Source organism: Qipengyuania sp. SM2512, assembly GCF_054954005.1.
The window spans coordinates 2,179,096-2,198,611 of sequence record NZ_CM143134.1 but is presented as its reverse complement, the minus strand read 5'-3'; the positions used below and the strand labels follow the sequence as shown (position 1 = coordinate 2,198,611).

Annotated in this window: 18 protein-coding genes; 11 read left to right on the top strand and 7 right to left on the bottom strand. The window is 65.8% G+C overall.

The features are described 5' to 3' along the window. Positions 1–108: 108 nt before the first annotated feature. The 4 genes from ACQ5J0_RS11050 to dapA form a co-directional block, all read right to left on the bottom strand. Positions 109–2,592, bottom strand: coding sequence for a response regulator (locus ACQ5J0_RS11050; protein WP_462567534.1), 2,484 nt, complete (start codon positions 2,590–2,592; stop codon positions 109–111). After that, a complete protein-coding gene (locus ACQ5J0_RS11045; protein ID WP_462567533.1) occupies positions 2,589–3,173 on the bottom strand; it encodes a DUF2062 domain-containing protein in 585 nt (194 codons plus the stop codon). The genes ACQ5J0_RS11050 and ACQ5J0_RS11045 overlap by 4 nt, the downstream gene beginning before the upstream one ends. Before the next feature lie 165 nt (positions 3,174–3,338). Continuing rightward, a complete protein-coding gene (gene smpB, locus ACQ5J0_RS11040) occupies positions 3,339–3,821 on the bottom strand; it encodes an SsrA-binding protein SmpB (RefSeq protein WP_462567532.1) in 483 nt (160 codons plus the stop codon). Between the two features lie 99 nt (positions 3,822–3,920). After that, the gene (gene dapA, locus ACQ5J0_RS11035) at positions 3,921–4,802 is read right to left on the bottom strand and encodes a 4-hydroxy-tetrahydrodipicolinate synthase (RefSeq protein ID WP_462567531.1); all 882 of its coding nucleotides are present in this window, start codon (positions 4,800–4,802) and stop codon (positions 3,921–3,923) included. A 101-nt stretch (positions 4,803–4,903) separates the two neighbouring features. Here dapA and ACQ5J0_RS11030 point away from each other — a divergent pair, with 101 nt between their 5' ends. Genes ACQ5J0_RS11030 through ACQ5J0_RS11020 form a run of 3 tightly spaced genes read left to right on the top strand, consistent with a single transcriptional unit; the run spans position 4,904 to position 7,841 of the window. Further along, a complete protein-coding gene (locus ACQ5J0_RS11030) occupies positions 4,904–6,862 on the top strand; it encodes a lytic transglycosylase domain-containing protein (RefSeq protein WP_462567530.1) in 1,959 nt (652 codons plus the stop codon). A 21-nt stretch (positions 6,863–6,883) separates the two neighbouring features. Then, positions 6,884–7,363 carry a GreA/GreB family elongation factor gene (locus ACQ5J0_RS11025; protein WP_462567529.1) on the top strand — a complete coding sequence of 160 codons (480 nt, stop codon included), beginning with the start codon at positions 6,884–6,886 and terminating at the stop codon, positions 7,361–7,363. After that, complete coding sequence (locus ACQ5J0_RS11020) at positions 7,356–7,841, top strand: hypothetical protein (RefSeq protein ID WP_462567528.1); 486 nt, start codon at positions 7,356–7,358, stop codon at positions 7,839–7,841. Before ACQ5J0_RS11025 ends, ACQ5J0_RS11020 begins: the two co-directional genes overlap by 8 nt. A 61-nt stretch (positions 7,842–7,902) precedes the next feature. On the opposite strand, the gene ACQ5J0_RS11015 is transcribed toward ACQ5J0_RS11020, so the two are convergent. Beyond that, entirely contained in the window at positions 7,903–8,571 is a 669-nt protein-coding gene (locus tag ACQ5J0_RS11015; RefSeq protein WP_462567527.1) for an outer membrane protein, read from the bottom strand. 237 nt (positions 8,572–8,808) lie between these two features. On the opposite strand from ACQ5J0_RS11015, the gene rlmN reads away from it, so the two are divergent. The 7 genes from rlmN to ACQ5J0_RS10980 all read left to right on the top strand — a co-directional run bounded on the left by rlmN (position 8,809) and on the right by ACQ5J0_RS10980 (position 13,995). Beyond that, complete coding sequence (rlmN, locus tag ACQ5J0_RS11010; RefSeq protein WP_462567526.1) at positions 8,809–10,119, top strand: 23S rRNA (adenine(2503)-C(2))-methyltransferase RlmN; 1,311 nt, start codon at positions 8,809–8,811, stop codon at positions 10,117–10,119. Then, on the top strand, positions 10,119–10,709 hold the full coding sequence (locus ACQ5J0_RS11005) for a class I SAM-dependent methyltransferase (RefSeq protein ID WP_462567525.1): 591 nt from the start codon (positions 10,119–10,121) through the stop codon (positions 10,707–10,709). Before rlmN ends, ACQ5J0_RS11005 begins: the two co-directional genes overlap by 1 nt. Beyond that, positions 10,706–11,374: an MOSC domain-containing protein gene (locus tag ACQ5J0_RS11000; protein ID WP_462567524.1), complete on the top strand. Its 669-nt coding sequence runs from the start codon at positions 10,706–10,708 to the stop codon at positions 11,372–11,374. The genes ACQ5J0_RS11005 and ACQ5J0_RS11000 overlap by 4 nt, the downstream gene beginning before the upstream one ends. A gap of 122 nt (positions 11,375–11,496) precedes the next feature. Then, entirely contained in the window at positions 11,497–12,273 is a 777-nt protein-coding gene (locus tag ACQ5J0_RS10995) for an SDR family oxidoreductase (RefSeq protein WP_462567523.1), read from the top strand. Further along, positions 12,270–12,956, top strand: coding sequence for a cytochrome b/b6 domain-containing protein (locus ACQ5J0_RS10990; protein ID WP_462567522.1), 687 nt, complete (start codon positions 12,270–12,272; stop codon positions 12,954–12,956). The genes ACQ5J0_RS10995 and ACQ5J0_RS10990 overlap by 4 nt, the downstream gene beginning before the upstream one ends. Next, positions 12,946–13,683, top strand: a complete 738-nt coding sequence (locus tag ACQ5J0_RS10985) for a molybdopterin-binding protein (RefSeq protein ID WP_462567521.1) — start codon at positions 12,946–12,948, stop codon at positions 13,681–13,683. The genes ACQ5J0_RS10990 and ACQ5J0_RS10985 overlap by 11 nt, the downstream gene beginning before the upstream one ends. 48 nt (positions 13,684–13,731) lie before the next feature. Next, positions 13,732–13,995, top strand: coding sequence for a DksA/TraR family C4-type zinc finger protein (locus ACQ5J0_RS10980; RefSeq protein ID WP_462567520.1), 264 nt, complete (start codon positions 13,732–13,734; stop codon positions 13,993–13,995). 9 nt (positions 13,996–14,004) lie between these two features. On the opposite strand, the gene ligD is transcribed toward ACQ5J0_RS10980, so the two are convergent. After that, entirely contained in the window at positions 14,005–16,521 is a 2,517-nt protein-coding gene (gene ligD / locus ACQ5J0_RS10975; protein ID WP_462567519.1) for a DNA ligase D, read from the bottom strand. A 3-nt stretch (positions 16,522–16,524) separates the two neighbouring features. After that, on the bottom strand, positions 16,525–17,379 hold the full coding sequence (ku, locus tag ACQ5J0_RS10970; RefSeq protein ID WP_462567518.1) for a non-homologous end joining protein Ku: 855 nt from the start codon (positions 17,377–17,379) through the stop codon (positions 16,525–16,527). Between the two features lie 158 nt (positions 17,380–17,537). On the opposite strand from ku, the gene ACQ5J0_RS10965 reads away from it, so the two are divergent. Continuing rightward, a complete protein-coding gene (locus ACQ5J0_RS10965) occupies positions 17,538–18,767 on the top strand; it encodes an argininosuccinate synthase (protein ID WP_462567517.1) in 1,230 nt (409 codons plus the stop codon). Positions 18,768–19,516 lie beyond the last annotated feature (749 nt).

The window sequence follows — 19,516 nt, the reverse complement described above, 5'->3', positions numbered from 1 at the left end:
CCTCCTGCGCTTGACCAGAGCCGCTGCCGACTCATCAACGGGAGAGTATGTACCGCGTTTGTTCCACCGGAACAAGAGTGGAACGAGAAAATTTCTCGGAAGCGCCGTTCAGCGCCTGGTCTTGCCCTGCCCGCTCAGCACTTCGGCGACTTTCTCGCTGATCTGCTGGACGCTGAAGGGCTTGGGAATGAAGTGCATGTTCTCGATGTCGATTTCGTTGCGCAGTTGTTCCTCGGCATAGCCCGACATGAACAGGATCGGGATCGTCGGCTTCACCCGGCGGACCGCGCGCGCCATCGCCGGCCCATCCATCGCGGGCATCACCACATCCGAAACGATGAGGTCGAACTCGATCCCGCTATTGGCCACCGCCGCCAGCCCGGCCTCGCCATCTGCGGCGGGGGTGACCGAATAGCCGGCGCGCGTCAGCGCCCGCTCGGCCACCGCGCGGACCATGTCTTCGTCTTCCACCAGCAGCAGATTGCCGCCCTCCGACCAGTCGCTCGCCTTGGCATCCTCGACTTCCTCGCGTCGCCGAGGGGCCGGCATTTCGCCCTTGTGAACGGGGAGGTAGACGGTGAAGCGCGCGCCCGCGGGTGTGCCGTCGGGTCCCGGCACGTTGTCGGCAAAGATGAACCCGTTGGACTGCTTGACGATGCCATAGACCGTCGAGAGCCCCAGTCCGGTGCCCTTGCCCTGCTCCTTGGTGGTGAAGAACGGCTCGAAGATCTTGTTGATGACGTTTTCGGGGATGCCGCCGCCGGTGTCCTGAACGATGAGCACGGTGTAGTCGTTGGCGGGCATGATATCGATGCCCATCTTGCGCGCGTCGCGCGCCGAGACGTGCCGGGTGGCGAGCGTCAGCCGGCCCTTGAGATCGGGCTGCCCCTTGCGCTCGGCATAGGCCTGCATCGCATCGCGCGCGTTGACCGCGAGATTGATGATCACCTGCTCGAGCTGCTGCGGATCGGCGCGGACCGGGCCGAGCTCGCGATCGTGACGCACCGAGAACTCGACCCTGCCGCCCATCAGCCGCTTGAGCAGCTGGCTGACCTCGCTGACCACGTCGGGCATCTGCAGCACCACCGGCCGCAGCGTCTGCTGGCGGCTGAAGGCGAGCAGCTGACGGGTGAGCGAGGCGGCGCGGTTGGAATTGGCCTTGATCTGCTGGATGTCGTCGTAATCGCTGTCGCCGGGAGTATGGCGCAGCAGCATCAGGTCGCAATAGCCGATGATCGCGGTGAGGACGTTGTTAAAGTCGTGCGCCACGCCGCCCGCCAGTTGGCCGACCGCCTGCATCTTGGTGGCCTGCGCCACCTGGCGGCGCAGGCGTTTCTCCTCGGTCGAGTCAGATAGCGACAAGAGAACTGCGGCATCGCCGAGCCCGCGCACTCCGGCGAGGCCGATGCTCACCGGCTCTTCCTTGTCGCCCGCCAGCCGCACCGCCATGTCGCCGCTCGCCGCGACCCCCTTGGCGAAGCGGCGCACGGTATCGGACATCGCCGCCTTGTCTTCCGCGACCACCAGATCCGAGGGGAATTGCGGCAGGCCGGATTTCTCGCGCTCGATGGCCCGCAGGAACGCCTTGTTGGCGAACAGGAAGCGGCCGTCGCGATCGGTCAGGGCCAGACCCAGCGGCAGCGCCGATAGCAGCGCTTCGAGCTGCGGAACCGCCGCGCGCCCGCTGCCTTCCCACGCGCCGCCGACGCCCACGCTGCTGTCGACCAGCAGCATCAAAGAGGGCGCCTCGTCGGCCCCGCTGACCTGCTTGGCGCCCGGTTCGTCGAGCGGGATGTGGACCAGTGTCTGCGGCGAACCCTGCTGGCCTTCGCGCGCGAAGTAGATGCGATCGCGGTCGTCGGACCGCAGCAATTGGACGAAATCCTTGCCCGATAGCGATTTGTCCGCCTGCCCGGTGGTCCGCTCGGCCAGCCCCCGGCTATGCTCGATCACGACGCCGTCGGGAGCGACCAGCGCGACTTCCAACCCTGCGCGCGACATCGTGGCGCCGAAGGGGCCGGCAATGCTTTCCGCCACGCCGTCGTAGCTGCGATGCTCGATGATCTCGCGAAACCGCCAGATCAAATAGTCCTCTCCCCGACCGCTGCGCTCGACCGTGAGGCGAAATGTCCGCTCACTCTGCGCCAGACGCAGCAGTTCGACCTCGCCGCGTCCGTCCCGCCATGCCGCCCGCGCGGCGGCGTTCGCGGCTTCGCGCCCGCGCTCGTCGAGCGCCAGCGCCTGCGGCTCGGCATCGATGCCGAACCAGTCGCGATAGGTCGAATTGGCGCAGGTCAGCCGGTTGGCACGATCGGTAATCGCGATGGCGACGCGCTTGTTCTCGATCGCCGCATGCGTCACCGACCAGTCGGGCGGCGCAAGATCGCGGGCCGCTGGCGGCGTCTTCAGCCGGGTGATCAGCAAGAGGCCCAGCATGAGCGTGAGCAAACCCCCGGCGTAGGCGGCGGCCATGAGCCCGCTCGAACCCAGCAGCCAGACCAAGCCGACCGACAGGCCCATTGCAACAAGCAGGCCGATCACCAGCGGAATCGGCGGCAGTCGCAGGAGCCCATCGTCGCCGGCAGTGATCATCGGTCCTCCGCGCCCGGCAGACCTGCGGTCTCTTCCATCGCGCCGAGACGTTGCTTACGCTTGCGCATCACCAGATTGCGCCAGATGAAACCCGCGATGAGATGGCCCGCAGCCGCGCCCACCACCGCGAGAACCACGAAGCCGAAAGCGGTCAGCCCGGCCAGTTCGAAGAACCCCGCCAGCGCCCCGCGGTCATGCGCGATTTCCGAGGCGGCGCCACCACCGACCGCGGCATCGATGTTGAGCACCGTGGCTCCGACCTTGTTGGCCACCACCAACCAGAACGGGAAGGTAAAGGGATTGGTCACGAAGGTCACCGCAGCTGCCAAAGGCACATTGGCGCGCGCCGGGAGCGCGAGAAAGGCGGCGAGGAAAATCTGCCCAAGCGGCACGATGAACGCGGCAAACAGGCCGAGCGCGACGCCGCGAGGGACCGAGCGCCGGGTGAAACGCCACAGTTCAGGGCTCAGGAACCGGTGCGCGATCGGTTGAAGATATTTGTTCCGCCCCATCTGCTCGCGCGTGGGCATATGCTTGCGGAACCAGTCCGACAGAAACGTCTTGGATCGCATATCGCTCATTGCCACCCTGCAGCATTGTGCCAGCGGGCGGGACTAGGCAAGGAGCGTGAACGGGCTGGCGGCATGAAGTGCATTCCGAGCTTGGGTGACTAGCGGCGTGGACCTGTCCGATGCGTGAACTTGCGCGAGCGCCTGCACGGCGACCGCGCGCGCAAGATCTGGCTGTCAGCCACGATCGCGCATTACGCGCGCCTTGTCCCGCTGCCAATCGCGATCCTTGATCGTCTGGCGCTTGTCGTGCGCCTGCTTGCCCCTGGCCACCGCCAGCTCGACCTTCGCGCGGCCTGTCGAATTGAAATAGACCGAGAGCGGGACCAGCGTCATGCCCTTGCGTTCGATCGCGCCGAGCAGGCGCTCGATCTCGCGCTCGTGCAGCAGCAGCTTGCGCGGGCGCTTGGGCTCGTGGTTTTCGCGGTTGCCGTTTGCGTATTCGGGGATGTTGGCATTGACCAGCCAGACCTGTCCGCCGCGCACCTCGGCATAGCTTTCCTTGATCGAGGCCTGCCCGCCGCGCAGCGCCTTCACTTCCGTACCGTGGAGCGCCAGGCCCGCCTCGAGCGTATCCTCGACGTGATAGTCGAACCGCACCCGCCGGTTGTCGGCGACGGTCTTCTGCTTGTCGAAAGTGGCGGGCTTGGGACGGGCCATGATGACGGGCACTTAGGAAGGCCGGGGCCAAAGGGAAAGGGGGAACGGTTACGGCCTGCCGGTTTGCGTCGACCGGGCGAACTGCCGCTGCGCCCCCTGTCACACCAGACCGGCATGCTCCAGCGCCGCATCGACCGCCTTGCGCGCCTCGGGACTGCAGGCGCACAGCGGCAGGCGGACCTCGTCGGTCAGCCAGTCGTGGACCCGCGACAGCGCGTATTTAACCGGCGCGGGCGAGCTGTCCTCGAACATGGCGTAATGCAGCGGATAGAGCCGGTCGTTGAGCTGGCGCGCCTTGACCAGATCATTGTCCGCGCAGGCCCGCTGGAACTCGGCACACAGCGCCGGCGCGACATTGGCGGTCACCGAGATGCAGCCCTTGCCGCCCGCGGCGTTGAACGGCAGCGCCAGTTCGTCATTGCCCGAGAGCTGGCAGAACTCCTTGCCGATCCCCATCCGGTGGTCGGCGACCCGGCTGAGATCCTCGCTGGCATCCTTGATGGCGATGATGCTGTCTGGATATTTGTTCGCCAGGGCGATCGTGGTTTCGGGCGCGATATCGGTGACCGTGCGCGCGGGCACGTTGTAGAGCACGATCGGCAGATCGCAATTTTCTGCCAGATGGCTGAAATGCGCGATCAGCCCCGCCTGGCTCGGGCGGTTGTAATAGGGCGCCACGCACAGCGCCGCCGCGGCACCGGCCTTCTTCGAGAAGTGCATGTGCAGGAGTGCGTTCTTGGTGTCGTTGCTTCCGCAGCCGGCGATCACCGGCACGCGGCCTGCCGCCTGCTCGATGCAGACCTCGACCACGCGGTGATGCTCGGCATTGGACAGCGTCGAGGCCTCGCCGGTGGTGCCGCAGGGGACCAGCGCCGAGCTTCCGTTCTCGATCTGCCAGTCGACCAGCCGCCGGAAAGCGGCTTCGTCGAACGTTCCGTCGCGAAAAGGAGTCACCAGGGCCGGTATCGAGCCAGAGAACATTTACGAAGGTCCTGCGTTGGTCCCATGCACGCAAAATTCTTGCGCGCTGGGAGGGAAATCGTTCAGCGCCTGATAAGGAGCCGGAAGGCACAATGTCCAGCATGGGTCACAAAACACTTACAACATTCGTACTTCTCGCCAGCACCGCGCTGGCTCCACCGCTGGCCGCCCAGTCGATGAGTAACCAGTCGATGGGCAACACGCCCAATGTCCGGTCCAATATGGTTGCCATGCAGCCGGCCCGGATGGCCGAGGCAGTCGATCGCTGGAACTACCTGCGCGAACAGCAGAACCTGCCGTTTGCGACCTACGCCAATTTCATCAGCGCCTATCCGGGCTTCCCGATGCAGGAGCGGTTGCAGCAACGCGCCGAAGCCGCGCTCGACACCGACCCGGTGGACACCGAGTCGCTGGTCGCCTTCTTCGATCGCAACCCGCCGCTGACCAACCCCGCCAAGGCGCGCTACGCACTCGCGCTCGCGACTCAGAACCGTCCGGAAGCTTTCGCCATGGCGCAGGACGCCTGGCGCGGCGGCACCATGAGCGGCACCGCCGAAGCCTATCTTCAGGGTCTTTATGGCGCTCGTTTCACCCCGGAGGATCACGATGCGCGGATGAACGCCTTGCTGTGGCAGGGCGACAGCGAAGCCGCGGCCCGCAATGTGGTGCGCGTTTCGCCGGCACAGCGCGGACTCGCGATGGCGCGACTGGCGCTGCTTCAAGGCGAAACGCCGTCCTCGGCCGGACTGAGCGTGCCCAACGACGCGCGTTCAGACCCGGGCTATGTCTACAATCTGGTCCGCCACTATCGCACCAGCAATCAGATCCCGCAGGCGGTCGCCCTCCTGACCAGTCGCCCGACTTTCACCCGCCCCGCATTCGATGGCGAGGCCATGATCGGCGAGATGCTGCGCGTGGCGCAGGGTGCAAGTTCGGACCAGGCGGCGCGTATCGCGGCTTCGGTCGACGATCTCTTTGCTCCGGGGTACGACGTCAGCGACGGCGCCTATCGCCTGCGCGACGACTACACCTCGTTGATGTGGCTCGGCGGCACCGGCGCACTGTGGCATATGGGCGACGGCACTCGTGCGGCGCCGCTGTTCTATCGCTACGGCGCGGCAGCGAAGACCCCGCAAACCCGCTCCAAGGGCTTCTACTGGGCCGGTCTCGCCGCTTCGCGCGCCGGCATGGCGCAGGAAGCCGAGCGGTACTTCAACCTCGCCGCGCAATATCCCGACCGGTTCTACGGCCAGCTCGCGCTCGACGAACTCGGGCGGCCGGTGCCACCGCTGCAACGGGTGGCGGTGGCTACGCCGACCGACGAGCAACGCCGCGAATTCGCCCGATCGCCGCTGGTCGCCGCGACGCGCTATGTGGCGCAGGGCGCCCCTTGGAGTACGGGCATCCAGTTCTATCGCGAACTGGCGCAATCCGCCGATACGCCCGAAGAACACGCGCTGGTCGCCGAACTGGCGCAAGAGATCGCCCGGCGGGATCTGGCGGTCAACGTCACCGAAGCGGCGGCAGCCGATGGTCACGACAGCTTCGTGGCGCAGGGTTTCCCGACGCTGCCGCTTCCTGCGGGCGCGAACTTCACCCTCGTCCACGCCATCGCAAGGCAGGAAAGTCAGTTCGCGCAGAATGCGATCAGCCATGCCGGCGCGCGCGGGCTGATGCAGTTGATGCCCGGCACCGCCCGCGAGGAAGCGGATCGTGCGGGCATGAACTACATGACCGCCAATCTGATCGATGATGCGAGCTACAACATCCGCCTGGGCAGCAACCACATCGAGCGGCTCGTCTCCTACTACGACGGCAGCTATCCGCTCGCCTTCGCGGCCTACAATGCCGGACCGGGCAATGTGAACAAATGGCTGCGCGCCAATGGCGACCCGCGCACTGGCGCGATCGGCTGGCTCGAATGGATCGAGAAGGTGCCGTTCTTCGAAACCAAGAACTACATTCACCGGGTGATCGAGAACGCGGCGGTCTACGAACACCTCTACCCTGATCGTACGGTCTACGGTCAGGCGCGGACGGTGAGTGACTTCCTGCGCTGATTTGCTCTAGGGCGGCGCATCATGACCGCGCCGACCAATCCGATCACCCCTGCGGGCTACGCCGCGCTCAAGGCTCGCTACGACCTCCTGCTCGGCACCGAACGGCCGGCGATCGTCGAGATCGTCAGCTGGGCGGCGGGCAATGGCGACCGGAGCGAGAACGGCGATTATATCTATGGCCGCAAGCGTATGCGCGAAATCGACCGCGAACTGGCGCATCTCGCCCGCCGGCTCAAGGCGGCGCGGGTGATCGATCCCAGCGAGCAGCCCGACAAGCAGCGGGCCTTCTTCGGCGCGCGGGTGACGCTTGCTGACGAGGATGATGTCAGGAAGAGTGTCACCTTGGTCGGCGACGACGAACAGGATGCCGGAGCCGGCCGGATTGGCTGGTCCTCCCCCCTCGCCCGGGCGATCAAGGGCGCTGCGGTGGGCGACCTTCGGTCGGTGCGGCTTCCGGGCGGCGACAAGGAATGGGAAGTTGTCGCAATCGCTTATGACTAGACTCGGCCTCGCCCTCCTGCTCCTCCTCGCGGCTCCTCTCTCCGCCAAGGAGAGCCTTGGAGTCTTCGGCAATTGGGGCGCCTTTCGCGACGAGGCCGGCCCCCGCTGCTACGCCATCGCCATCCCTCGCACGAACTCTGCGTCCGGCAGCGGGCAGGCCTACGCCAGCGTCGCTACCTGGCCGCGGCGCAATATTCGCGGCCAAATCCATTTTCGCCTGTCGCGCGAAACGCGGGCGGACAGCGCCGTGACGCTGCAGATCGGGCGCGAACGCTTCGAACTGACTGGAGGCGGCGTGGACGCCTGGGCCGCTGACCGCGCGATGGATGCAGCCATCGTGGCCGCACTGAGATCGGCAGACCGGATGAGCATTGGCGCGGCCGACAGCAGCGGGCGGCGCTTCTCCGACCGCTACGTACTGGACGGCGTGGCCTCGGCAATGGACGCGGCGACCGTCGCCTGCGCACGCCGCCGCTAGGCAAATAAAAGGCGGGCCGCAGCACGAAGCTGCGACCCGCCGATCTTAAAGCGTCATTCGATTAGAAGCGGAAGCCGACGCCCGCGACGACCTGATGACGATCGGTGTCGATGTCGAAATTCGCCGTGTCGGGCGCATCGCCTTCGAAATCGATCTCGGCATCGCTGTAGTTCGAATAGCGGTATTCGAGCTTCACGAAGCTTTGCTCGGTCATGGCGTATTCGACACCTGCGCCAAGGCGATAACCGTCGGCATCGATGTCCTGATCGAAGGTTTCGGTGCCGGAAGCCGAACGGATGTTGTATTTGGCGTTGGTGTAGCCGCCCTTGGCGTAGACCAGCAGATCGGGCTGCGCCAACACACCGACGCGCGCGCCGACGTAGAGGTCGCGGCCGGTTTCGACATTGCCGAGGCCAAAGCCTTCGAAATCGCCGTCCCGGAATTCCACATCGGCGGTGGAGCCGGTGTATTCGCCTTCGACACCAAGCACGAAGCCGCCAGCACTGAAGTCGTAACCCAGCGCGCCGCCATAGACGACGCCTTCGATCGACTGATCGTTGTCGATGCTTGAATCATCGTCGATCGAGCTGCCAGCTGTACTGCTGTCGTAGCCGGCGATGATCTCGGCGCGCGGACCGGTGAAAGTGCCGTCGACCGCGGACTGAGCCATAGCCGGGGCCGAAATCGAAAGAGCCGAACCTGCGACCAGAAGGACTGTTGCGTATTTCATGTTATTCTACTCCGTTGTCGTAAACCCGCGGACTTCTGCCGCGTGGACCTACTCAACGGCGCATATGCCAGCGCAGTTTCATGAACCTGAAACAACAAGAATCTGTTGCAGTTTGGTAACATTGCTGCATCGACCCGTGCCCGTTTGTCGACCGGATCGAAGCAGCCGCGTCTCCTCGAGGTTTGCCGACCAGCAGCCTTTCGCAAATGCGGCAACGCCCCTATATGCGTATCTCCCATGCCAGACACCACGCTCATGACCATTCCCGGACAGGTCGATCCCGTCCCGACCTCGCGCGACATCACCCCGCGCAGCGACGGCCGCGTCGATCTTCTCGGCCTGCCCCGCCCCCGGATCCGCGCGCTGCTCGAAGAGGCCGGGCTCGATCCCAAGCAGGCCAAGCTGCGCGCCAAGCAGCTGTTCCACTGGCTCTATCATCGCGGCGTCACCGAGTTCGACGCGATGACCGACATGGCCAAGACGCTGCGTCCCTGGTTGGCCGAGCGCTTCGTCATCGGCCGCCCTGAGGTGGTGGAGGCACAGCATTCCTCCGACGGCACGCGCAAATGGCTGCTCAAGACCAGCGACGGGCACGAGTTCGAGATGGTCTTCATCCCCGACGACGACCGCGGCACGCTTTGCGTCTCGAGCCAGATCGGCTGCACGCTGAACTGCACCTTCTGCCACACCGGGACGATGCGGCTGGTCCGAAACCTGACCCCGGGCGAGATCGTCGGCCAGGTCATGCTGGCGCGCGATTCGTTGGGCGAATGGCCGAAAGCCAGCGCGAGTCCCCGCGCAGGCGGGGACCTCGGGCAGCCTGGCACTACGCCGACCGAGACCCCCGCCTTCGCGGGGGATCACGATCACGATGAGCCCGGCGAATACCGCGCCGACGGGCGGCTGCTGACCAATATCGTGATGATGGGAATGGGCGAGCCGCTCTACAATTTCGACAATGTCCGCGACGCCTTGCAACTGGTGATGGATGGCGAGGGGCTGGCGCTGTCCAAGCGCCGGATCACGCTTTCGACCAGCGGCGTGGTGCCGATGATGGCGCGCTGCGGCGAGGAGATCGGGGTCAACCTCGCGGTCTCGCTCCACGCGGTGACCAAGGAAGTGCGCGACGAGATCGTGCCGATCAACCGCAAATACGGGATCGAGGAGCTGCTCCAGGCCTGCGCCGATTATCCCAGCGCCAACAACGCGCGGCGGATCACCTTCGAATACGTCATGCTCAAGGACAAGAACGACTCTGACGCCGATGCGCACGAGCTGGTCCGGCTGCTGCGGCAATACGACCTGCCCGCGAAGGTCAATCTGATCCCGTTCAATCCGTGGTCGGGTTCGATCTACGAATGCTCGACCCCGGAGCGGATCCGTTCGTTCAGCGGCATCGTGTTCGACGCGGGGATATCCGCGCCGGTGCGCACGCCGCGCGGCCGCGACATCGATGCCGCCTGCGGCCAGCTCAAGACCTCGGCCGAGAAGAAGAGCCGGGCGCAGCGCGACCGCGAGGCTGCCGAGAACGAGACCGCAGCCGCCTGATGGCCGACGCGGCGACCCTCGCTTTCTACCAGGAGCAGGCGCCGCGCTACACGATGAGCTTCGATCAGGCGCCCAGCCGCCATCTCGACGGCTTTCTCGATCGCGTGTCGCCCGGCGCACGCGTCCTCGAGCTGGGCTGCGGCGGCGGGCGCGACTCGGCACGAATTCGGGAGCGGGGTTTCGATCTGGACGCCACCGATGGCACCCCGGCCATGGTCAGGAAGGCCAATGAGCGGTTCGAAATCGGCGCTCGCGCCATGCGGTTCGACCAGCTCGATGCAGAAGCAGCTTACGACGCGGTCTGGGCCCACGCCTGTCTGCTCCATGTCGGGCGTGCCGAACTGCCCGCGATCCTCGCTGCGGTCCACCGCGCGCTCAGGCCCGGAGGCTGGCATTATGCGAGCTACAAGCTCGGCACCGGCGAAGGACGCGACCGCCATGGCCGGCTGCACAATTTCCCTACCGAGGACTGGCTGGAGACGATCTATCGCGAAGCCCGCTTCGCGATCGCGGACACGCAGGTCTATCCCGGCAAGGGCGCGGACGGCGTGATGCGCGACTGGATGGCACTGACGGTGCGCAGACCGTGACAGCCCGGCCCGCCAGCGGCGAAGCCGAGGTCCTCGCACTGTGCGTCGGCCAGCCGCAACCCTTCAACGGCGCCGAACTGAGCGCGATCGACAAGCGCGCGGTCGCCGGCCCCGTCGCCATTCGCAGCTTCGGGCTGGAGGGCGACATGGTAGCCGACACCAAGCACCATGGCGGACCGGACATGGCGGTCCATCACTATCCGCGCGACCATTATGCCGGATGGGACCCCTGGCTCGGCGGCAATGCGGTGCTCGCCTGCGATGCGCCGTTCGGCGAGAATATTAGCACGGCGGGTCTGACCGAAAGCGATGTCCACATCGGTGGTCGGTTCCGGCTTGGCTCGGCGCTGATCGAGGTCAGCCAGCCGCGCCAGCCCTGCTGGAAGATCGAGCATCGCTTCGGCCGCATGGGCATGGTCAAGCGCATCCTCCGGGAGCACAATTGCGGCTGGTACTACCGCGTCATCGAGGAAGGCGAAGCGCAGGCTGGAGATGTCATCCGGCGCGTCGAGACCGGACACGAGGGCTGGAGCGTGGCGCGGCTTTTCGCCTGCCTGTACGATCCCTCGCAAGCTGCCACCGCCGCCGAACTGCAGGAAATCGCCGCGCTCGAGCGGCTGTGCGACGAATGGCGCAAGAAGGCCGCGAAGGCGATTGCGGGCTAGGCCGGTTCCCACTGCTTAGGCGAGCAAGCCGCCGACCGATCGATTATCCCGAGAAACACCTTTGCTTGACCGCCCGATGATGGTTGAAGGGCAAGGATGCTTGCCCGCGGCCAACCTCCAGCATGACCCAGCCTGCAGTTCTGATCACCGGCGGAGCGCGGCGCATAGGCGCTGCGATCGCGCGAGCATTCGGCGATGCGGGCTGGCACGTCGTCATCCACTATGGAAGTTCGCGCGAGGAGGCGGAAGCCCTAGCCGGAGAGCTGCCGAGCGCCGAGACCGCGAGTTGCGATCTGGCGGACGGCGAGGCTTCGGTGGCTCTCGTCGAGCGCCTAGCGGCCCGGCTCGACGACTGGCGGGTGCTGGTTAATTGCGCCAGCGTCTTCGAACCCGATGGTTCGCGCGCACTCGATCCCGAAACCAATCGCCGTGCCTTCGCGATCAATGCGGCGACGCCCGCGCGCATGGCGCAAGCGTTTCTGGCGCGGTCGCGGACCGGCCAGGGGCGGCGGGTCATCCAGATCACCGACCAGAAGATCCGCAATCCCAACCCCGACTTCTTCAGCTACACCATGAGCAAGCACGCGCTCCACGCCACCGTGGCGATGCTCAGCAAGGCGCGGCTGCGGGCGGAGGATCGGGTCTACGGGCTGGCCCCCGGCGCCATCCTCGCCAGCCACGATCAGGCGCAGGACGAGACCGACATTTCCCACCGGCTCAACCTGCTGCAGCGCAAGACGGCACCCGCCGAGGTGGCACGGGCGGCATTGTTCCTGGCGCAGGGCTGGATGGCGAGCGGCCAGACGCTGTTCGTCGACAGCGGCCAGCACCTGCTCGACCAGGACCGCGACGTGATCTATCTTGCCCGCGAGCAGGTCCGCAGCGGAGAGATTGCATGAAACGCCACGCCCTGACGACGCGCCTCTGGCACTGGATCAGCGCCGTCCTCGTGGTGATCCTGTTCATGTCGGGCCTCACCATCTCCAATGCGCACCCCTGGCTCTATTGGGGCGAAGCGGGCTTCATGCCGCAAGAGGCCTGGCTGGCCGTGCCGCGATTTCCCGACTGGATGACGATTCCGGGCTATTACAGCCTCGCGGTAGCGCGCGACTGGCACAATCTCGCGGTCTGGCCCTTCGCGCTGATGCTGCTGTTCATCTGGATCGCGATGCTGGCGAACCGCCACTTCAAGCGCGATCTCGCGACCACGGCGGAGGAATGGCAACCGCGAAACATCCGCCGCGACATCGCCGCGCATCTCCGGCTCGACTTCGATCACGGCGCGGGCAAGTACAACTTCTTCCAGAAACTCGCCTATGGGCTGGTGTTCGGCGTGTTCTTGCCGATGATGATCTTCACCGGGATCGCCATCAACCCGGGTCTGGGGCCGACATTCGGCTGGCTGATCGATCTGCTGGGCGGGCGGCAATCCGCGCGCAGCCTGCATTTCATCTTCGCCTTCGCGCTGTTCGGTTTCTTTATCGTCCATGTGGTGATGGTGATGCTGGCCGGGCCGGCGCGGCAGGTCAGCGACATGATCACCGGCGGCAAAGGCAAGGATGGAGAAGCCGATGCGCCGTAGGAACTTCCTCGTCGCCGCAGGCGCGGCCTTGCTGGCGGGCTGCAACAAATTCGCCGAGAGCGGCCCCGGAGCGAAGCTGCTTTCCGCCGCCGAGCGCTGGCACCTGGGAGCGCATCGCTTCCTGCGCGACCGCGAAGCGCTGGCGCCGGAGTTCGCACCCGGCGAGATCTCGCCCTTCTTCCGCGGCAATGGCACCACCGATCCGCAAAGCCCCGCCTATCGAGCCCATGCCGCGCAAGGCTTTGCCGAGTGGCGGCTGGCGGTGGGCGGGCTGGTCGAGACCCCGATGGCGCTGTCGCTCGACAACATCCGGCGATTGCCCCAGCGCACCCAAATCACCCGCCACGACTGCGTCGAAGGGTGGAGCGCGATCGGGCAATGGACCGGACCGCAATTGTCGCTGCTGCTCGAGGCTGCCGGTCTGCGTCCGGAGGCCAAATACATCCTGTTCCTCTGTGCCGACGAACTCAATGGGGACCGGTATTACGAGAGCATCGACCTGATCGATGCCTTCCACCCGCAGACGATCGTGGCGCACAGCCTCAATGGCGAGCCGCTGCCGATCCGCAACGGCGCGCCCTTGCGGATGCGGATCGAGCGGCAATTGGGTTATAAGCACGCCAAATATCTCACCGCGATCATGGCGGTGGCGAGCCTCGACGACATCGGCGGCGGAGAAGGCGGCTACTGGGAAGATCGCGGCTATCAGTGGTACGCGGGGATCTAGCGGCCTCCGCCAGCGTAGTTCTCTTGAAGCCTCAAGGAGATAAGCGGCATGGCCGGTGGTTGGGCGCGCGATGGCGCGGTTCAGGATCAGATCGACGACACCATTTCGGACGCGGTCAGGGCGGCGCGGTCGCGAATGCCGGTGGGCGAGAGCGAGCGCTATTGCATCGAGTGCGGCGAAGAGATTCCCGAGCGGCGGCGCGAGGCCCTGCCCGGCGTCAAGCGCTGCGTCGCTTGTCAGTCGGGGCTCGATTCCAGCGCCCGCGCCTCTGGGATCAACCGCCGCGGCAGCAAGGACAGCCAGCTGCGCTAGTCCTGGGCCTCAGAGATCGGGAAGGCGCTGGCTGGCGAAGCCCCAGCCGGACAGGCTCTTGCTCGCGGCGCGATCGATCAGGCGCTTGGCATCGTCGATAGAGAACAGCTTCGCGTCTTGCAACGCCTTCAACTCGTTCCAGGCGATCGGTGCTGCTACCGGCGCTCCTGCCCGTGCACGGGCGGAATAGGGCAGCACCGCCGTGCTGCCACGCTGGTTGCGCAGCCAGTCGATGAAGATCTTCCCCTTGCGCTTGGCCTTGCTCATCGTTGCGGTGAAGCGCTCGGGCTCGGCGAGGCTGAGCGCCTCGGCAAACCGGCGGCTGAAATCCTTGTGCGCTTCCCAGTCATGGCCCGGTGTCAGCGGGACCACCACGTGGACGCCCTTCCCGCCTGAGAGCATGGCAAAGCTCACCAGTCCCAGATCGGAGAGCCGGTCGCGGATATCGCGCGCCGCGCTCTTCACATCGCCGAAATCGAGCCCCTCGTCAGGGTCGAGATCGAACACCATCCGGTCGGGCGCCTCGACATCGCCGCTGCGCGATCCCCAGCCGTGGAACTCGATCGTGCCCATCTGGACGCATTGCAGCAGCCCGCGCGCGTCCTCGACGAACAGATAATCCTCGCTGCCGCCATCCTTCTCGACGATCGGCACGTGGCGCACCGCGTCGCCGAAGCTGCCGCTGTCGTGCTTCTGAAAGAAGCACTTCTTGGCTCGCCCCTGCGGGCAGCGCACCAGACTGACCGGGCGTTCCGCGGCGAAGGGAAGCATGATCGGGGCGACCGCTTCGTAGTAATCGGCGAGCTGCCCCTTGGTCTGTCCGCTCTCGGGAAAGACGACCCGCTCGCGGCTGCTGATCGCGACTTCGGCTTCGGGCGCCGGGGGGTCGGCGGGTAGCTCCGGGGTGACGTCCTCGGCCGGCTTGTCGGTGCGCAGGCCCAGATAGCTGCCGTGGCGGACATTTCCCGCGGCGGTGAATTCGGCGAAGGCGATCTCGGCGACCAGGTTCGGCGTCACCCACGAGACGCCCCGGCTCGACACCTTGTCGACCTCGGCGGGCGGGGTCTTGCGGGCCAGCCGCTTCAGCTTGCCCGCCAGCTCTTCCATGTCGTCCTGCGAGAAGCCGGTGCCGACATTGCCCTTGTAGACCAGCTCGTCATCCTCGTGCTGCGCCAGCAGCAGCGACGAAAAGGGACGCGCCTTGGCCGAAGACTTCTTCCAGCCGATCACGACGAACTCCTGCCGCCGGGTGCATTTGACCTTCACCCAGGATTTCGACCGGCGCGAGGCATAGCGGCCGTCGATGGTCTTGGAGATGATCCCTTCCTGCTTCGCGCCGCACATGGCGCGGTAGAGCTTCTCCCCCGCGCCGATGACGTGCTGGGCGATATGGATCGGCGGCTCGGCACGGTCGAGCAGCGCTTCGAGCCGTTCCTTGCGTTCGACGTTGGGCAGGTCGGTGAGATTTTCCCCCTCGGCCTCGAGCAGATCGAAAGCGTAGAAGAGCAGATCATCGCCCTTCCCCTGCGCCCCATGCCCGCGCTTGAGCACGCTCTGCAGCGAGGAGAAATCGGGGTTGCCATCCGCGTCCGTGGCGACGATCTCGCCGTCGATAAGGCAGCTCGGCAGATCGAGCGCGGCGAAGCTCTCGACCAGCGGAGCGAACTTTTCTGTCCAGTCCTTCCCGTTGCGAGTGTAGACCCGGACCTCGTCGCCCTTTGCCGCAATCAGCGCACGATAGCCGTCGAACTTGATCTCGTGCATCCAGCGATTGCCGGTGGGCACATCGTCGACCAGCGTGGCAAGCTGCGGCTTGCGGAATTTGGGCAGCGGAGCGGGCTTGGCGGGTCTGGCGGTCGTTGCCTTGCCCGCATTGCGCGACGCGGCCTTCTCCATCTGCGCCAGAAAGGCATCGTCCTTCTTGCCCGCCAGCGAGTACTCGCCTTTGCGGTCCGCCGCGATCTCCGCCATCGAACGACCGGTCAGCACGCTGGTCAGTTCGCGCTGGACCAGCGCATCCCCTTCCTGCGCATGGTCGTCCTGCAATTTGCGCAGCAGCCAGTTCTCGCGCTTTTCGCCGGGCTTTTTCTTCAGCCGGATCAGCAGCCATTCGCCCTTCATCCGCTCGCCCTCGAGACAGAAGTGGAGATGGCCCTTCTCGAGATCCGAAGCGCTCTTGCCTTCGATCGGCGCCCAGGTCCCGCGATCCCACAGCATCACCGTCCCGCCGCCATATTCCTCCTTCGGAATGGTCCCCTCGAACTCGGCGTAGGACATCGGATGATCCTCGGTGCGCACCGCCAGCCGCTTGATGTCAGGATCGGGCGATGGCCCCTTGGTGACCGCCCAGCTCTTGAACACCCCGCCCACTTCCAGCCGCAGATCCCAGTGCAACCGCGTCGCATCGTGCTTCTGGACGATGAACAGATCGCCGCCCGCGCTGCTCTGCGCCTTACCAGAGGGCTCGGGCGTCTTCCCGAAATCGCGCTTGGCATTGTAGGTGGCGAGGGGATCGGTGCGGGCCATCGATCAGGCGGATTTCTTCTTGCGCGCGGTGCTCTTGGCCGCCCCCTTCGCCGGCTTGCCCGTGCCCTTTTCGGCAGCGACCGATTTCTTGAGCGCCGCCATCAGGTCGATCACATTGCCTCCGGTGGCCGCGGGTTCCTCGGCATCCTCGACGATCCGCTTGCCGTCCTTGGCCTTGGCCTTGGTGTCGATCAGCTTGCGCAGCGCCTGCGCGTAGCGGTCCTCGAACTCGCCCGCATCGAAGGGCGCAGTCTTCTTGTCGATCAGGCTGGTGGCGAGATCGAGCAGATCCTCGTCGGGCTTGTCCTCGCCGATCTCGCCGAAGAAGGACTGACCCTTGCGGACCTCGTCGGCATAGCGCAGCGTCTCGAGCAGCAGTCCCTTGCCGCAGGGCTTGACCGCCACCAGCTTCTCCGCGCCGCGCACCGACAATTGCCCGAGCCCGACCTTCCCCGCCTGGCGCAAGGCATCGCGCAGCACGATGAAGGCTTCTTCGGCGAGCTCGTCCTTCGGAACGACGTAATAGGGTTTCTCGTAATAAAGCGCGTCGATCTCATGCGCCTCGACGAACTGGACCAGTTCGAGCGTGCGCTTGCTCTCGACCTTGACCGCCTCGATCTCCTCGTCCTCGAGCAGGACGTAATTGCCCTTGGACAATTCGTAGCCCTTGACGATCTCGTCCCGGTCCACCGGGCCGACCCCGGCGACGACCTTGTCGTAGGCGATGCGCTTGCCCGAAGGCTCGTGGATCTGCCGGAAGCTGATCTTGGCTCCCGACTGGGTCGCGGAATAAAGCTCGACCGGGATCGAGACCAGCGCGAGCCGGATCTGACCCTGCCAATAGGCGCGTGCAGCCATGGATTGGTTCCTTTCGAGATATAGCAGCGCTTGAAGCGCGCAAATGTTTCGCAAGGCTCGTGATGCGCCGTTTGGATTGCCGCTCGCGCCGCACGCTGGTAACGGGCGCGCGCACCCCGGGCCTGGCTTGCAGGTCGGTATTTCAGGAATTGCCCTTCATGCCCAGCACCTCCGAAGCCCATCCCCGCAAGGTCGTCCTCGCCTATTCGGGCGGTCTCGACACCTCGGTGATCGCCAAATGGCTGAGCGTCGAGCGCGGCTGCGAGGTCGTGACCTTTACCGCCGATCTGGGCCAGGGCGAGGAGATCGAGCCGGCGCGCGACAAGGCCCGCGCGATGGGGATCCCCGACGCCAACATCTTCATCGAGGACCTGCGCGAGGAATTCGTCCGCGATTTCGTCTTCCCGATGATGCGCGCCAACGCCCGCTACGAGGGCGACTATCTGCTCGGCACCAGCATCGCCCGCCCGCTGATCTCCAAGCGGCTGGTCGAGATCGCGCGCGAGACCGGCGCCGATGCCATCGCGCATGGCGCCACCGGCAAGGGCAACGACCAGGTCCGTTTCGAGCTGTCCGCCTATGCGCTCGCGCCCGACATCACGGTCATCGCGCCGTGGCGCGAGTGGGATCTGACCAGCCGCACCGCGCTGATCGCCTGGGCCGAGGCGCACCAGATCGCCATCCCGCGCGACAAGCGCGGCGAGAGCCCCTTCTCCACCGACGCGAACCTGCTGCACACCTCCTCGGAGGGCAAGGTGCTCGAGGACCCATGGGAGGAGACCCCCGACTATGTCTATTCGCGCACCGAGCACCCCGAGCAGGCGCCCGATACGCCCGAGTACATCACCATCGAGTTCGAGCGCGGCGACGGCGTGGCGCTCAATGGCGAGGCGTTGAGCCCGGCGGCGCTGCTGACCGCGCTCAACGAGTTGGGTCGGCGCCACGGGATCGGCCGGCTCGATCTGGTAGAGAACCGCTTCGTCGGCATGAAGAGCCGCGGGATGTACGAGACCCCCGGCGGCGAGATCTATGCCCGCGCGCATCGCGGAATCGAGCAGCTCACGCTGGATCGCGGCGCGGCGCATCTCAAGGACGAGCTGATGCCGCGCTATGCCGAGCTGATCTACAACGGCCTCTGGTTCAGCCCCGAGCGGCTGATGCTGCAGGCGGCGGTCGATCTCAGCCAGGAGAAGGTCAGCGGCACCGTCCGGCTCAAGCTCTACAAGGGCACCGCCAGCGTGGTCGGGCGCAAATCGCCCAACTCGCTCTATTCGGAGGCGCATGTCACCTTCGAGGACGATGCCGGCGCCTACGACCAGAAGGACGCCGAGGGCTTCATCAAGCTCAACGCTTTGCGACTCAGGCTGCTGGCACAGCGCGACCGCTAAGGCGGATCCGCCGATCCCGGCAAGAATGTTTCAACTCGGGTAGCGCAGCAGCGGTGCTTGCGGCGAAGCGTTGACTTATCCACTCGCGTCCACAGCGAAAAACGGCGTCGGTGGATAAGCCGGGCGCTTGCTCGAACCGCATGCGAGGCGCAGATTTGATCCATCGGAACGGGGCGGAAACGCCGGGCAATGGCAGGCCGAAAGGTCTGAAATCGCTCGACAAATCCAAGCCGGAAAGACGTGGTGAAACCTGTCCACGCCTGCCCCGAGATGGTCGGATGCAAGGGCTTCTGTCTGCAGCACCCGGCGATCGATGACGGACGAGCGCAAGGCGCTTCATCACGGGCCGGACAGACCGGTCGGATGCCCGCGGAGGCTTGGTGGAGGATCTCTGATCCGAAGCGAAGCCGAAGTTCACGGCGCCGGCCATCAGGAAAGTCCGGTTGCGGAAATGCCTGTCGAGGGTTTTCCCGCCTGGTTTGCGAAGGGGTTCGCCTCCGAACGGTCTGGCGGGATGACAGGAGGGTGTTTCCGGATGCCGGTGCGAGCGCCGGCGACGGACCCGACCCGCGCGCTTCGGTGCGCGGCTGGGAAACCGCCGGATGCCAAGTGCCCGTTTCGGCGGGACCACGCATCGGTGAGAGTGGGGTCGGCAGCGATGCCGGCCCCATTTTGTTAGGCCTCCCTGCTTTTGCAGCGCGCCGCTTTCGCTGGTCGTAGCGCCGCGCAAGGCAACCGCCGGGTTCCCG